The sequence below is a fragment of the Kluyvera sp. genome (assembly GCF_047971185.1).
Taxonomy (GTDB): Bacteria; Pseudomonadota; Gammaproteobacteria; order Enterobacterales; family Enterobacteriaceae; genus Kluyvera.
Window position 1 is genome coordinate 1 of sequence record NZ_JBKDZH010000135.1, and the last position, 14,153, is coordinate 14,153.

Sequence of the window (14,153 nt, forward strand, 5' to 3'; positions counted from 1 at the left end):
AGGCGATGCAGCGGTTCATTTCGTGAGAGATGAACGGCCCCAGATCCTGGTTACGGTGGGTACGCTTGGTAAAGCGATAGCGACGGAAGCTATGGCCGGTCATCACGGTCATATCCTGCAGGTGGCAGTTGCCGCCCTCTTCACAGACCGGGCAGTCGTGCGGGTGGTTGGTCATCAACCACTCCACCACGCTTTCGCGGAACTGCTTCGCTTCTGCGTCGTCGATAGAAATAAAGGTGTTATCCGTCGCCGGCGTCATGCAGGACATGACCAGGCGACCACGCGTGTCTTCCGCGTTCTGATATTGCTTCACCGCACACTGGCGGCAAGCACCGACGCTCCCAAGCGCCGGGTGCCAGCAAAAGTACGGAATATCAAGGCCAAGAGACAGACAAGCTTCTAGCAGGTTGTCCGCCCCGTTGACTTCGTATTCTTTGCCGTCTACATGAATCGTAGCCATTAGCATGCTTCCAGTTGGCTCGGCCGAAACCGAGCGTTAATCAAAATTCTGTTTTACCAGCGCGCTTTCAGCAGGTTCGGCTGAATACCATTGATGGAATGGGTATTGCTGAACGGCTGCTTGATGCCTGCTTCGAATTCGTCGCGGAAATATTTAATGGCGCTCTGCAGCGGCTCAACCGCACCAGGCGCATGCGCACAGAAGGTTTTACCCGGCCCTAAGAATCGACACAGTTGCTCAAGTGTCTCGATATCGCCAGGCTGGCCTTCCCCTTTTTCAAGGGCACGCAGAATTTTCACGCTCCACGGTAAACCGTCGCGGCACGGCGTACACCAGCCGCAGGACTCGCGGGCGAAGAACTCTTCGAGGTTACGCACCAGCGGTACCATGCCAATTTCGTGGTCGACGGCCATCGCCAGCGCGGTACCCAGACGGCTCCCCGCTTTACCGATGCTTTCAAACTCCATCGGCAGGTCAAGATGCGCTTCGGTCAGGAAGTCAGTTCCCGCACCGCCCGGCTGCCAGGCTTTGAACTTCAGACCATCACGCATGCCGCCCGCGTAGTCTTCGAGGATCTCACGCGCGGTGGTACCAAACGGCAGCTCCCACAGGCCCGGATTTTTCACCCGGCCGGAGAAGCCCATCAGCTTGGTGCCCGCGTCTTTGCTGGTCGAGATGTTCTGATACCATTCAACGCCGTTGGCCAGAATCGCCGGGACGTTACACAGCGTCTCGACGTTGTTGACGCAGGTCGGCTTGCCCCATGCGCCAGAGCTTGCCGGGAACGGCGGCTTGGAGCGTGGGTTAGCGCGGCGGCCTTCGAGGGAGTTAATCAGCGCGGTCTCTTCGCCGCAGATGTAACGCCCTGCCCCGGTGTGCACGAACAGTTCGAAGTCGAACCCGGAGCCCATGATATTTTTGCCAAGCAGGCCGGCTTCGGTGGCTTCGGCGATCGCGCGGCGTAGATGCACCGCCGCTTCAATGTATTCACCGCGCAGGAAGATGTAGCCGCGGTACGCTTTCAGCGCGAACGCGGAGATCAGCATGCCTTCCACCAGCAGGTGCGGCAGCTGTTCCATCAGCAAACGGTCTTTGTAGGTGCCCGGTTCCATTTCATCGGCGTTACACAGCAGGTAACGGATGTTCATGGATTCGTCTTTCGGCATCAGGCTCCACTTCAGACCGGTGGAAAAGCCCGCGCCGCCGCGCCCTTTCAGGCCAGCGTCTTTGACCTGGTTGACGATTTCGTCCGGGGAGAGCCCGGTCAGCGCCTTACGCGCACCTTCATAACCGTTTTTGCTACGGTATTCGTCCAGCCAGACCGGCTGTTTGTCATCGCGCAGACGCCAGGTCAGCGGATGGGTTTCGGGAGTACGAATAACGGTTTTCATTATTTATACCGCTCCAGTAGCTCAGGAATGCCTTCCGGGGTCAGATGCGCGTGAGTGTCCTCATCGATCATCATGCTCGGCCCTTTATCGCAGTTCCCCAGACAGCAGGTCGGCAGCAGCGTAAAGCGACCGTCAAAGGTCGTCTGCCCCGGTTTGATGTCCAGTTTTTTCTCCAACGCCGCCTGAATGCCCTGGTAGCCGTTGATGTGGCACACCACGCTGTCGCAGTAGCGGATCACGTGACGGCCTACCGGCTGACGGAAGATCTGGCTGTAGAAGGTCGCCACGCCTTCCACGTCGCTTGCCGGGATACCCAGCACGTCGGCGATGGCGTAAATGGCGCCGTCCGGCACCCAACCGCGCTGTTTCTGAACGATTTTCAGCGCTTCAATGGACGCCGCACGCGGATCTTCGTAGTGGTGCTTTTCGTGCTCAATAGCTTCACGCTCTGCCGCACTCAGCTCAAAAGCCTCGGTTTGTGGTTGTTGATTCTCGTGCATAATTAGCGGTCCACGTCTGACATAACAAAATCGATACTACCCAGGTGAACGATCAGGTCGGACACCAGGCTGCCGCGTACCGCCACCGGGATCTGCTGCAGGTGCGCATAGCTCGGGGTACGGATACGGGTACGATAGCTCATGGTGCTGCCGTCGCTGGTCAGGTAGTAACTGTTGATACCCTTGGTTGCTTCCACCATCTGGAAGGACTCCTGCGCCGGCATCACCGGGCCCCAGGAAACCTGCAGGAAGTGGGTAATCAGGGTTTCGATATGCTGCAGGGTGCGCTCTTTCGGCGGCGGCGTGGTCAGCGGGTGATCCGCTTTGAACGGGCCTTCCGGCCTGTTGTTGAGGCACTGCTCAAGGATACGCAGGCTCTGGCGCAGCTCTTCCACTTTCAGCATCACGCGGGTATAGCAGTCGGACACGCCGCCGCCCACCGGCACCTCAAAGTCGAAGTTTTCATAGCCAGAGTAAGGGCGCGCTTTACGCACGTCGAAGTCGATACCGGTGGCGCGCAGCGCGGCGCCGGTACAGCCCCAGTCCAGCGCTTCTTTCTTGCCGTAAGCGGCAACGCCCTGAGAACGCCCTTTCAGAATGGTGTTACGCAGCGCGGCCTTCTCGTAAGAATCCAGGCGCTTCGGCATCCAGTCGAGGAAATCGCGCAGCAGTTTGTCCCAGCCGCGCGGCAGGTCGTGCGCGACGCCGCCGATACGGAACCAGGCCGGGTGCATGCGGAAACCGGTAATCGCTTCTACCACGTCATAAATTTTCTGACGGTCGGTAAAGGCGAAGAACACCGGGGTCATCGCGCCGACGTCCTGAATAAACGTGGAGATGTATAGCAGGTGGCTGTTGATGCGGAACAGTTCAGACAGCATCACGCGGATCACGTTGACGCGATCCGGTGTGGTGATGCCCGCCAGTTTCTCAACCGCCAGCACGTAAGGCATTTCGTTAACGCAGCCGCCGAGGTACTCAATACGGTCGGTGTAAGGAATGTAGCTGTGCCAGGACTGGCGTTCGCCCATCTTCTCGGCGCCACGGTGGTGATAGCCGATGTCCGGTACGCAGTCGACAATCTCTTCACCGTCAAGCTGCAGCACGATACGGAACGCACCGTGTGAAGACGGGTGGTTAGGGCCGAGGTTGAGGAACATGAAGTCCTCGTTTTCGGCGCTACGCTTCATGCCCCAGTCTTCCGGTTTGAAGGTCAGCGCTTCCATTTCCAGATCCTGCTTGGCTTTGGTCAGCTCAAACGGGTCGAATTCGGTGGCGCGGGCCGGGTAATCTTTACGCAGCGGGTGGCCTTCCCAGGTCGGCGGCATCAGCAGACGCGTCAGGTGCGGGTGGCCAGTAAAGGTAATGCCGAACATTTCCCAGGTTTCACGCTCATACCAGTTGGCGTTCGGGAAAAGTTTGGTGATGGTAGGCACGTTCAGGTCGTTTTCAGACAATGCCACCTTGAGCATGATATCGCGATTGCGGTCTATTGAGATCAGGTGGTAGAAAACGGAAAAATCCGCGGCCGGTAAACCGTCGCGGTGGGTGCGCAGACGCTCGTCCATGCCGTGCAGGTCGAACATCATCACGTAAGGCTTTGGCAACTTCTTCAGGAAGTCGATAATTTCCAGCAGCTGTTCGCGCTTAACCCAAACGACAGGAACCCCGGTGCGGGTGGCCTGAACGGTAAATGCATCCGGCCCAAAACGGTTGCGCAGTTCGCCGATGACCGGATCATCAAGGTGATCGCGGGTTTGCCATGCGGCGGTTTCTTGCGCGGTTAAATCGGTCATATTGTTCACCATTGCAAAAGGTCCGTGGTGACTGCCGGGAGTGGCCTTCGCGCTGTTGTATGTTGATTTGCGAAGTCAAAATGCCACCGCCCGCAGGCGCAAATTAAATCTCGTCTGGCGTGCGCAGATTGGTCACTGCAATGCGTTCGCCGCGTTTACGCTCGCGTTCCGATTGCATGTTGGCGCGATAAACGCCCTGATCGCCAACCACCCACGACAGCGGACGGCGCTCTTTACCAATGGATTCCTGCAGCAGCATCAGCGCCTGCATGTAGGCTTCCGGACGCGGCGGGCAGCCCGGGATATACACATCGACAGGAATAAATTTATCGACGCCCTGCACCACGGAGTAGATGTCGTACATACCGCCGGAGTTGGCGCAGGCACCCATCGAGATCACCCATTTAGGCTCCAGCATCTGGTCATACAGGCGCTGAATAACCGGGGCCATTTTGGTGAAGCAGGTACCGGCCACCACCATCAGGTCTGCCTGACGCGGGGAGGCACGCAGTACTTCCGCGCCAAAACGCGCAACGTCATGCACCGCAGTGAATGACGTCACCATTTCGACATAGCAGCAAGAAAGGCCGAAGTTGTAAGGCCAGATGGAGTTCTTACGACCCCAGTTGACCATGTCGTGAAGCGCGTGCTCGAGTTTCCCCATGTACACGCTTTTGTTCACCTCTTGCTCCAGGGGATCGGTGACAATCTCCTGCTTCTGCAGAGGGTAACGGTCGTTCTCACCGTTAGGATCTATGCGGGTGAGCGTATAATCCATCTTATTGCCTCGCTTTTACTGCGTATTACGGTTAGTGACGCTGTCGGTTTCCGGGTTAATCATCGTGCGACGAGAACGTGCAGGCGTCCAATCCAGCGCGCCAATGCGAACGAGGTAAACCAGGCCGGCCAGCAGCACAAATATGAAAATGGCGGCTTCGATAAAGCCCACCCAACCGCTTTCACGGATGGACGTTGACCAGGCATACAGGTAAAGCGCTTCCACGTCGAAGATGACGAAGAACATTGCGACCAGATAAAACTTGGCCGACAGGCGCAAACGTGCGGTGCCTACGGAGTCGATACCCGACTCAAACGGGGTGTTTTTGCTTCGCGCGCGCGCGCGACCGCCAAGGTACCAGCCGCCGATTAACATCAGGCAGCAAAGGCCAATGGCAATGATCAGAAAGATAGCGAATGCCCAGTGATGAGCGATGATTTCTGTGGATGTTGACATACGCAAAGCTTTACCAAATAGGTAGCATGACCTGCTCTGCTCTTAACGGCAGATGGACGCTACATCGATTCATGGGGAGGATTAAAAAACCTACAAACAGCCCAACCGGTAGCCTGGACCGTAAAATGTTGAGGTTTTTTACTCCTTTCTATAACCTTTTGTCAACTTTAACAAAAGTTTCCTCACATTAATTTACATCAAAGGCATTTCATTAACATTACGTGCCCTTTGATCCGATTCTCTTCAGCACACCTTACGGTTTACCTGTTGTTGAATCGTGTCCGTTTTGTAGCAATAACAGTAATTACCCCTCTATTTTGACAGGATTTCCTGACGATTCATCCCCCCAAAGAGGAGTATTTTCTTGATCTAAGACACGCTTTTGTTAATTCGCCCTGTAAAACGGCAACAATCTATCCGTTTTTTTAACATTAGCAGGTGATATGGCATTGCGTTTGACGATGGGGGGATTGGCCAGGAAAATATTTCTAATTACATGATTCTTATCACATTAATAGTTTTATTTTTTCCATCCTGCCGCAAAAGTACAAAAAAAGAACCGCAAACCTTTTTTATCTGGTCTACGATTCTTTTTTGCACTTACATTTTGTTACTACTTTTCAACCGGAATGTTAATCAATGTCCCTTTCAAACATGAGGGTATTATCCCCCTCTTCCGGAGTATACATTCCGGCCGACGGCCACGGATCGTGACGCGGTTGCTGCGACTGGAAGATCATCTGTGTCAGTTCGTTTTCATTGTCCGCATCGTAGCTCAGCATATATTCGGTTTCCGGCAGATCCGGCATCCCCTCACCTTTACCGAGCGCACGCAGGTCCGGGCTCATCATCTCTACCGGACGCGCCGTCACCCCAAGCCCGGCCTTCACCGCGGCCCGCACAGCTGAGAGCGTGGAGGCCACGTAGGCTAAGCGCCACGGCATACCGGCGGTATCCAGCGTTTTGATAATGGTGTCGCGGAACGGGCTGGGATCGTCAAGCAGCACCAGCGGCAGCGGCTCTTCGGGGCGCAGCGTAAATTCGGCCGCACAGTACCAGAGCGTAGGCGAGGTGCGCAGCACCGTCGAGGCAAAACCTTCCAGCGGATGCGTCGTCAGCGCCAGATCGACCTCTTTATTGCGCAACATGTCGCCCATCACGCAGTGACGCTTCACCCGTACATCAAGCGCCAGTTTGGGATACGCCGAGCTGATGCGGTTGAGCAAAAACGGAAGGATGGTATCCGCAGATTCGTCAGATGAGCCCAGCGTCAACTGCCCCTGCAGCGGGCTAAACATTAGCGACGTGCATGCTTCATCATTAAATCTCAGAATTTTTCGTGCATAGCCCAGCAGCTGGATGCCGTGTTCCGTCAGCAGCTTATTTCGCCCATGGCGGGCAAACAGCTCCTTCCCCACCAGCTGCTCCAGCCGCTGCATCTGCTGGCTAACGGCGGATTGGGTTCGGCATACCGCAGCAGCCGCGGCGGCAAAGGTACTCAGATCGGCAACAGCAACAAAGGTTCTCAGCAGATCGAGATCGAGGTTCAGTATCGGACGATTGGCATTTATCATATTAATCCACTTACAGGTTCGGAGGCCGACCTGCCTTATTGATGCTGCACTCTAAAAATTCAGGCTAATCCTTTAATCATCTTTCACCAATCGCTGACGAATGACTGCCTGACGAGTGTCAGTATTAAAATTTTCTGCTGCCACGGAGGGCAACAGTTCCTTTTTACAATATATCCTGTAGCCTGCGGCTTTTTATCGGATACCCCCTGAGCAGAGCCTCGCGTAAGAAGTTGTAGGAAGCGACGTCGCGAAAATGCTTCAGGGAGATTGCTGTACGTTTTAAAAGAAGCCAATAAATATGATGAATAACATTGAGTTATAAAACCGAGAATGATAATCATCAATGAAACTAACTCGTAAGAGTCTTACTGACCTCGACATATTAACCGAAATCCATAAGATTTATAAGCCTAAATAAGCTGTATCTGAAAGTGAAAAAGGTTCAGAATCAAAACAATTTAAGAAATCTAACAAATCACATTCATTACTTTTCAAAATATAAAAAAATATTAATCTTTGCCTGAAGCCACCATTAACATCAACTTCACAAAAGTAGGTATCATGACTAATCCTTATTTGTTGGAATTTAATTTTAAATTAAAATAGTTGAAGGGTGCTTAAAGTATATCCAGAGCATTGACACTTAAGCGAAATCATTTCTTTTTTATCAGACAGAAAAACCACCGCCACCTGGAACGACGGAAGATTGAACTACAAAACAATAAATTAACAAAACATCACATAAACAGAGCCGTCATTCCCCAGTAAAAAACAATGCTCCAACGAAAGGAAATGAACAAAATCTTCTACTGTTAACCCTTCAAAACGCCGGGCTTGGGGAGTACATTGTTCGGTGCTGACTTCCACGGCAGGGAGTGGCGATAACAGCTAAAAAGGTCAAAGGTTCATGTCCCCCATCGAAAAATCCAGAAAGTTAGACAACGTTTGTTACGACATTCGCGGCCCGGTCCTTAAAGAGGCCAAACGCCTTGAAGAAGAAGGCAACAAAGTTCTTAAACTGAATATCGGCAACCCGGCGCCTTTCGGGTTTGACGCGCCGGATGAAATTCTGGTCGACGTGATCCGCAACCTGCCCACGGCGCAGGGCTACTGTGACTCCAAAGGTCTCTACTCCGCGCGTAAAGCCATTATGCAGCACTACCAGGCGCGCGGTATGCGCGACGTGACGGTAGAAGATATTTACATCGGCAACGGCGTTTCCGAACTGATCGTGCAGGCGATGCAGGCGCTGCTCAACAGCGGCGACGAAATGCTGGTGCCAGCACCGGATTACCCGCTGTGGACGGCGGCGGTGTCGTTATCCAGCGGCAATGCGGTGCACTACCTGTGCGATGAATCCGCCGGCTGGTTCCCGGACCTCGATGATATCCGCGCGAAGATTACTCCACGTACCCGCGGCATTGTGATCATCAACCCGAACAACCCGACCGGCGCGGTCTACTCGAAAGAGCTGCTGATGGAGATCGTCGAGATCGCCCGCGAGCACAACCTGATCATCTTCGCCGACGAAATCTACGACAAGATCCTCTATGACGAGGCTCAGCACCACTCGATCGCCGCGCTGGCCCCGGACCTGCTGACCGTGACCTTCAACGGCCTGTCAAAAACCTACCGCGTGGCCGGTTTCCGTCAGGGCTGGATGGTGCTGAACGGGCCGAAGAAACACGCCAAAGGCTATATTGAAGGGCTGGAAATGCTGGCGTCGATGCGCCTGTGCGCCAACGTCCCGGCGCAGCACGCCATTCAGACCGCGCTCGGCGGCTACCAGAGCATTAGCGAATTTATTACCCCGGGCGGGCGTCTGTACGAACAGCGTAACCGCGCATGGGAGCTGATCAACGAGATCCCCGGGGTCTCATGCGTGAAGCCGCAGGGCGCGCTGTATATGTTCCCGAAAATCGACGCTAAGCGCTTCAATATTCATGACGATCAGCGCATGGTGCTGGACTTCCTGTTACAGGAAAAAGTCCTGCTGGTTCAGGGTACCGCCTTTAACTGGCCGTGGCCGGATCACGTGCGTATCGTCACCCTGCCGCGCGAAGACGATCTGGAAATGGCCATCACCCGCTTTGGCCGCTTCCTGTCGGGCTACCACCAGCTGTAATCGTCTCCTAGGCCGTCGGCATTTGCATCCGACGGCCATCTCTGCGCACAATGCCTTTACTGAAGCTACTGAGTAAGGGTCGTTATGAATCAGAGTCATTTTTTTGCCCACCTCTCCCGCCTGAAGTTAATTAACCGCTGGCCGCTGATGCGCAACGTGCGCACAGAAAACGTCTCTGAGCATAGCCTTCAGGTCGCGATGGTCGCCCACGCGCTCGCCGCCATTAAAAATCGCAAGTTTAACGGTCAGCTGAACGCCGAGCGCATTGCGCTGCTGGCGATGTATCACGACGCTTCTGAAGTGCTGACCGGCGATCTGCCGACGCCGGTGAAATATTTCAATTCGCAGATTGCGCAGGAATATAAGGCGATAGAGAAAATCGCCCAGCAGAAGCTGATTGAGATGGTGCCGGAGGAACTGCGCGATATTTTTGCGCCGCTTGTCGATGAGCATCAAAGCAGCGAAGAAGAGAAAGCGATTGTGAAGCAGGCCGACGCGCTGTGCGCCTACCTGAAGTGCCTTGAGGAGCTATCGGCGGGCAACAACGAGTTCCTGCTGGCCAAGGGCCGTCTGGAGAAAACGCTGGAATCTCGACGCAGCGAGGAGATGGACTATTTTATGGCGGTGTTCGTGCCAAGCTTCCATCTTTCGCTGGATGAAATAAGCCAGGATTCGCCGCTTTAAATCTTCCCGGGATCGCATTCGCTCGCCCGGGCTACATAGTGTGGTAGCCCGGGCGAGCGAATGCGCCCCCGGGGAAGAGACGGCTTAAAATGGAAACAGAATCGGCACCAGCACCACGCTGATAATCATCACCAGCACCGTAAACGGCACGCCGATTTTGACAAAATCGCTGAAGCTGTATTTACCCGGCCCCAGCACCAGCGTATTCACCGGCGAGGAAACCGGCGTCATAAAGGCCGCCGACGCCGCCATCGCCACCACCATCGCAAACGGATACGGCGACACGCCCATCGATTTGGCCGTCGCCAGCGCAATCGGCGCCATCAGCACCGCGGTGGCGGTGTTAGAGATAAAGAGACCAATCGCCGCGCACATGACGAACAGGCAGCCCAGCATCAGGTACGGCCCCTGCCCGCCGCCCACGTCCATCAGCCCTTTCACCACCAGATCGACACCGCCGGTTTTTTGCAGCGCCAGCGCAAACGGCATCATTCCGACGATCAGAATAATGCTGGGCCAGTGGATGGATTTATAGGCGCTCTGGGCGTCGATGCAGCGGAATTTGCCCATCAGCAGGCAGGCGATGATGGCGGCGATCGGGTTAGGAATTTCATCGGTGAGCATCAGCGCCACCATCAGCACCAGGCAGAAAATAGCGTGCGGCGCCTGGCTGTGGGCAGGCGATGCGTCGCTGACCTCTTCCGGTAAATTGAGCACCACGAAATCGCGGCCGTTTTGCGCCAGCTGGCTGATTTGCTTCCAGTTGCCCACCACCAGCACGATATCGCCAAGCTGCAGAGACTCATCTACCACTGAGCCGTCCAGCGCCTCGCCGTCGCGCTTCATCCCCACCACGTTGAGGCCGTAGCGGGTACGGAAGCCCATTTCTCGGACGGTCTTGCCAATCAGCTCCGACTCCGGGATCAGCGACACCTCCGCCATCCCCACGTCGAGAGCCTGATCGGAGAAATACTCGCCGCGCAGCACCATCGGTTCGAGCAGCTGCTCGCTACAGAACTGACGCAGGTCGATTTCCGCGGCGGACATATCAATCAGCAGCACGTCGCGGGCGCGAAATTCGGATACCCCGTTCACGTTCACAATCACCCGGCGGAAACGACGCCAGCGCTCCACGCCGATAATGTTGGCACCGTAGCGCTCGCGCAGCTTCATGTCGTCCAGACGCTGGCCGATCATCGGCGAGCCGGGACGAATTGCCAGACGGCGCGCGCGGCCGGTCAGACGGTATTCTTTGATCAGATCGCGGAAGGTGCTGCGTTTACGGCCATCGCGCAGCTGGCCGCTGTCCTCGCCTTTCAACAGAAAGCGCATCACCAGCATATAGAGGACGCCAAATACCAGCACCACCAGGCCAATCGGCGTCACGCTGAAGAAGCCAAAACCCTCCAGCCCTTCACGGATAAGCTCGCTGTTGATCACCAGGTTGGGCGGCGTGGCCACCAGCGTCATCATGCCGCTGATAAGTCCGGCAAAGCTCAGCGGCATCATCAGCCGCGAGGGGGAAATATTCATGCGCGCCGAGACGCTCAGCACCACCGGAATAAAGATAGCCACCACGCCGGTCGAGCTCATAAACGCCCCCAGCCCGGCAACGGTCAGCATCAGGAACACCAGCATTTTGGTTTCGCTGTTGCCCGCCACCTGCACCAGCCAGGACCCCATTTTGGTGGCCACGCCGGTGCGCACCAGGCCGTCGCCGATAATAAACAGCGCGGCAATCAAAATAACGTTAGGGTCGCTGAAGCCGGAAAAGGCTTCGCTGAGGCTCAGCGTGCCGCTGAGTACAAAAGCCACGATAATGCCCAGCGCGATCGCATCCATGCGTACCTTGCCGGTGGCGAAAAGTACGACCGCAACCGCAAGCAGACAGAGCACCCAAATCAGTTCACCGTTCACAGCACATCCTTGTCATCAAATAAGCGGTAAGTTGTTCAAGTAAAAAGCCGGTAACCATAGTGACAGAAAAAAGCCCCAACGATGTGGGGCTAAATCATAAGATCATGCATTCTGCGAAACGTTGACCGTCCCGTCCGCCAGTTTTTCTACCCGTAGCGAGGTCAGCGTCGAGAGCACAAAATCGACCTCCAGCAGCTCCGGCGTTTCCGGCGGTACGTTCACCGCCGCTACGTGGCAACCCGCTGCCAGGCCGGACTGCACGCCCGCGGTGGCGTCTTCAACAACCAGACATGCCTGCGGCGGCAGCCCCAACAGCTCGGCGCCCAGCAGATACGCGTCCGGCTGCGGTTTCCCGCGTTTGACCCGCTCGGCGGTGACGAACACCGCCGGCGTCGGCAGGCCCGCTGCGCGATGGCGCGCGTGCGCCACCGGAATGGAGCCGGAGGTGACGATGGCCCACGGAATGCTTTGCGCATCCAGCTGCTGTAGCAGCTCGACCGCCCCCGGCAGCGCGCGGATACCGTCGAGATCGTTCGCTTCTATCTGTTCCAGGCGCAGAAACTCGGCCTGAATTTCCGCTTCCGCTTTGCCCGGCATAAAGTGGCGCAGCGTGGTAATCGCCTGCTTACCGTGAATAAAATCCAGCACCGCTTCCGGGTCGACGCCGTAGCTTTCAGCCCAGAACCGCCAGGAGCGTTCGACCACCGGCAGAGAGTCCACCAGCGTACCGTCTAAATCGAACAGGAAACCTTTACACTGCACGGCAAACTCCTCAGGCGTTGATGATCTGATTAATTTCGTTGCTGCTCAGGTGATACTGACGCGGGCAGCCGTGCCAGACGTTCAGCATGCGCTGATATTTATCCCACATCGGGGTCTGCGCGTTAAAGCCGTGGGTACCGGCGTCAAAGTGGGTGTAGCGGCCTTCAATATTGACCATAAAGCGAACGTAGCCCAGGAAGCGCGCTTCGGTCGCGGCGTCAAAGCCGAGGAAGGTAACGCGACGCTCATCAATGGTATCGGCGTCTTTCAGGTTGGTCCAGGAGACGTGCAGCGCATGGTACATCTCCATGATGTCGATAACGATACGACAGGTCTCTTCTTTCAACTCCCCAAACTCACGATCCAGTTCGCGCATCTGTAAACCATAACCACGTTCAATAATGGTTTGCAGGCGGCGGTAGCGCTCAGCGTTGTCGGGATCAAGCATGGTCATCATTTTGTACTGATTAGACAAAATCAGACGTTGTGCATGGGTCATTTCCATTTTTCGACTCCTGTAGCGCTTTGCAGCATAAAAAAAGACACAAGGTTTGTGTCTTCTTTTATATGCGTTTTTCGCTATCAATTACAAATCATCGAGGAAAGTTTTATCCAGTTGTTTGAAGGCGCGCTTAAGCGTGTCAGCCAGCGCCTGGTAATCGGGCTTGCCTTCCACCGGCGCGAGCGCCTGCCCGGCTTCCTGCAATTTACCGCGCACTTCGTAGAACCACGACAGTATTGACGGCGGTAATGGCGTCACCGAACGCTTGCCCAACCACCACAAACCCTGCATCGGCAGGCTCAGCGCAAACAGCGCCGTGGCCACCGCCGGGCCAAGCTGGCCGCCGAGGGCGATTTGCCAGCACAGCGTAAAAATAGCGAGCGGCGGCATAAAGCGGATCGCATGGCGCGTTGCACGAATCACGCGATTCTCAACAAACACCGGCGCCAGACGTTTTTCGAGCGGCCACGTCTTTGCATAGTGCTGCCCCCGGCTAAACAAACTGAAGAAACTGACCGGGCGTTGCTCGGGAGTCGACATGGCTTACCTCAACTTCTTTCATAAAAATTAAAATATTTTTGCAAAACAACAACTGGGTATGACATCGTTCAAAAAATTTTGGCATACACCCTACGATCGGGTATCCTGTGCCAGCCTGAGAGAGCCAGATTCTAACCTCCTCCGGCACATCAATTATCGCATATTCTGCCATTGGCTGAAAATTATGCAAAATGACTTAGAATCAATATGTATTTCTTAGATCATGCCTGATATACGTTCCGGGCATGATGTTAATCATAAATGTCGGTGTCATCCTGCGCTACGCTTAATGACTCATTGACGTTTTTTTAGCCACGTATCATAAATAGGTACTTCCATGTCGAGTAAGTTAGTACTGGTTCTGAACTGCGGTAGCTCCTCACTGAAATTTGCAATCATCGATGCAGCGAACGGTGAAGAATACCTTTCTGGTTTAGCCGAATGTTTCCATCTTCCTGAAGCACGTATCAAATGGAAAATGGACGGCAATAAACAAGAAGCGGCTTTAGGTGCAGGCGCCGCTCACAGTGAAGCGCTGAACTTTATTGTTAATACTATTCTGGCACAAAAACCAGAGCTGTCTGCGCAGTTGACCGCAATTGGTCACCGTTTCGTACACGGCGGCGAGAAGTATACCAGCTCCGTGGTCATTGATGACTCCGTTATCC

At 55.0% G+C, this 14,153-nt stretch carries 13 protein-coding genes and 1 pseudogene; 3 read left to right on the forward strand and 11 right to left on the reverse strand.

The window, feature by feature from the left end; all coding sequences use genetic code 11:
- The 7 genes from ACK5JN_RS23900 to lrhA form a co-directional block, all read right to left on the reverse strand.
- Window positions 1-460 (reverse strand): 2Fe-2S iron-sulfur cluster-binding protein (locus ACK5JN_RS23900; RefSeq protein ID WP_416872422.1); only part of this gene is annotated, 460 nt, incomplete at its 3' end.
- A gap of 53 nt (window positions 461-513) precedes the next feature.
- On the reverse strand, window positions 514-1,851 hold the full coding sequence (gene nuoF / locus ACK5JN_RS23905; protein ID WP_416872423.1) for an NADH-quinone oxidoreductase subunit NuoF: 1,338 nt from the start codon (window positions 1,849-1,851) through the stop codon (window positions 514-516).
- The gene (gene nuoE / locus ACK5JN_RS23910) at window positions 1,851-2,351 is read right to left on the reverse strand and encodes an NADH-quinone oxidoreductase subunit NuoE (protein WP_416872424.1); all 501 of its coding nucleotides are present in this window, start codon (window positions 2,349-2,351) and stop codon (window positions 1,851-1,853) included. The genes nuoF and nuoE overlap by 1 nt, the downstream gene beginning before the upstream one ends.
- 2 nt (window positions 2,352-2,353) lie before the next feature.
- Window positions 2,354-4,159, reverse strand: coding sequence for an NADH-quinone oxidoreductase subunit C/D (gene nuoC / locus ACK5JN_RS23915; RefSeq protein WP_416872425.1), 1,806 nt, complete (start codon window positions 4,157-4,159; stop codon window positions 2,354-2,356).
- 91 nt (window positions 4,160-4,250) lie between these two features.
- Window positions 4,251-4,925, reverse strand: coding sequence for an NADH-quinone oxidoreductase subunit NuoB (gene nuoB / locus ACK5JN_RS23920; RefSeq protein ID WP_002913178.1), 675 nt, complete (start codon window positions 4,923-4,925; stop codon window positions 4,251-4,253).
- 15 nt (window positions 4,926-4,940) lie between these two features.
- Complete coding sequence (gene nuoA / locus ACK5JN_RS23925) at window positions 4,941-5,387, reverse strand: NADH-quinone oxidoreductase subunit NuoA (protein WP_416872426.1); 447 nt, start codon at window positions 5,385-5,387, stop codon at window positions 4,941-4,943.
- A 626-nt stretch (window positions 5,388-6,013) separates the two neighbouring features.
- The gene (lrhA, locus tag ACK5JN_RS23930; RefSeq protein WP_416872427.1) at window positions 6,014-6,955 is read right to left on the reverse strand and encodes a transcriptional regulator LrhA; all 942 of its coding nucleotides are present in this window, start codon (window positions 6,953-6,955) and stop codon (window positions 6,014-6,016) included.
- Between the two features lie 907 nt (window positions 6,956-7,862).
- On the opposite strand from lrhA, the gene alaA reads away from it, so the two are divergent.
- Together alaA and yfbR are read left to right on the forward strand one after the other, a co-directional pair.
- The gene (gene alaA / locus ACK5JN_RS23935) at window positions 7,863-9,080 is read left to right on the forward strand and encodes an alanine transaminase AlaA (RefSeq protein WP_416872428.1); all 1,218 of its coding nucleotides are present in this window, start codon (window positions 7,863-7,865) and stop codon (window positions 9,078-9,080) included.
- A gap of 84 nt (window positions 9,081-9,164) precedes the next feature.
- Complete coding sequence (yfbR, locus tag ACK5JN_RS23940; RefSeq protein WP_416872429.1) at window positions 9,165-9,764, forward strand: 5'-deoxynucleotidase; 600 nt, start codon at window positions 9,165-9,167, stop codon at window positions 9,762-9,764.
- An 84-nt stretch (window positions 9,765-9,848) separates the two neighbouring features.
- Here the strand turns inward: yfbR and ACK5JN_RS23945 are convergent, their stop codons facing one another.
- From ACK5JN_RS23945 to yfbV, 4 genes are all read right to left on the reverse strand, one after another.
- Entirely contained in the window at window positions 9,849-11,681 is a 1,833-nt protein-coding gene (locus tag ACK5JN_RS23945) for an SLC13 family permease (protein WP_416872430.1), read from the reverse strand.
- Between the two features lie 102 nt (window positions 11,682-11,783).
- On the reverse strand, window positions 11,784-12,443 hold the full coding sequence (locus ACK5JN_RS23950) for a sugar phosphatase (RefSeq protein WP_416872431.1): 660 nt from the start codon (window positions 12,441-12,443) through the stop codon (window positions 11,784-11,786).
- 10 nt (window positions 12,444-12,453) lie between these two features.
- A complete protein-coding gene (locus ACK5JN_RS23955; protein WP_416872432.1) occupies window positions 12,454-12,948 on the reverse strand; it encodes a YfbU family protein in 495 nt (164 codons plus the stop codon).
- Between the two features lie 81 nt (window positions 12,949-13,029).
- Window positions 13,030-13,485, reverse strand: a complete 456-nt coding sequence (gene yfbV / locus ACK5JN_RS23960; RefSeq protein WP_416872433.1) for a terminus macrodomain insulation protein YfbV — start codon at window positions 13,483-13,485, stop codon at window positions 13,030-13,032.
- Window positions 13,486-13,822: 337 nt separating this feature from the next.
- Here yfbV and ackA point away from each other — a divergent pair.
- Window positions 13,823-14,153 (forward strand): annotated as a pseudogene (ackA, locus tag ACK5JN_RS23965) (acetate kinase); the annotation flags it as partial.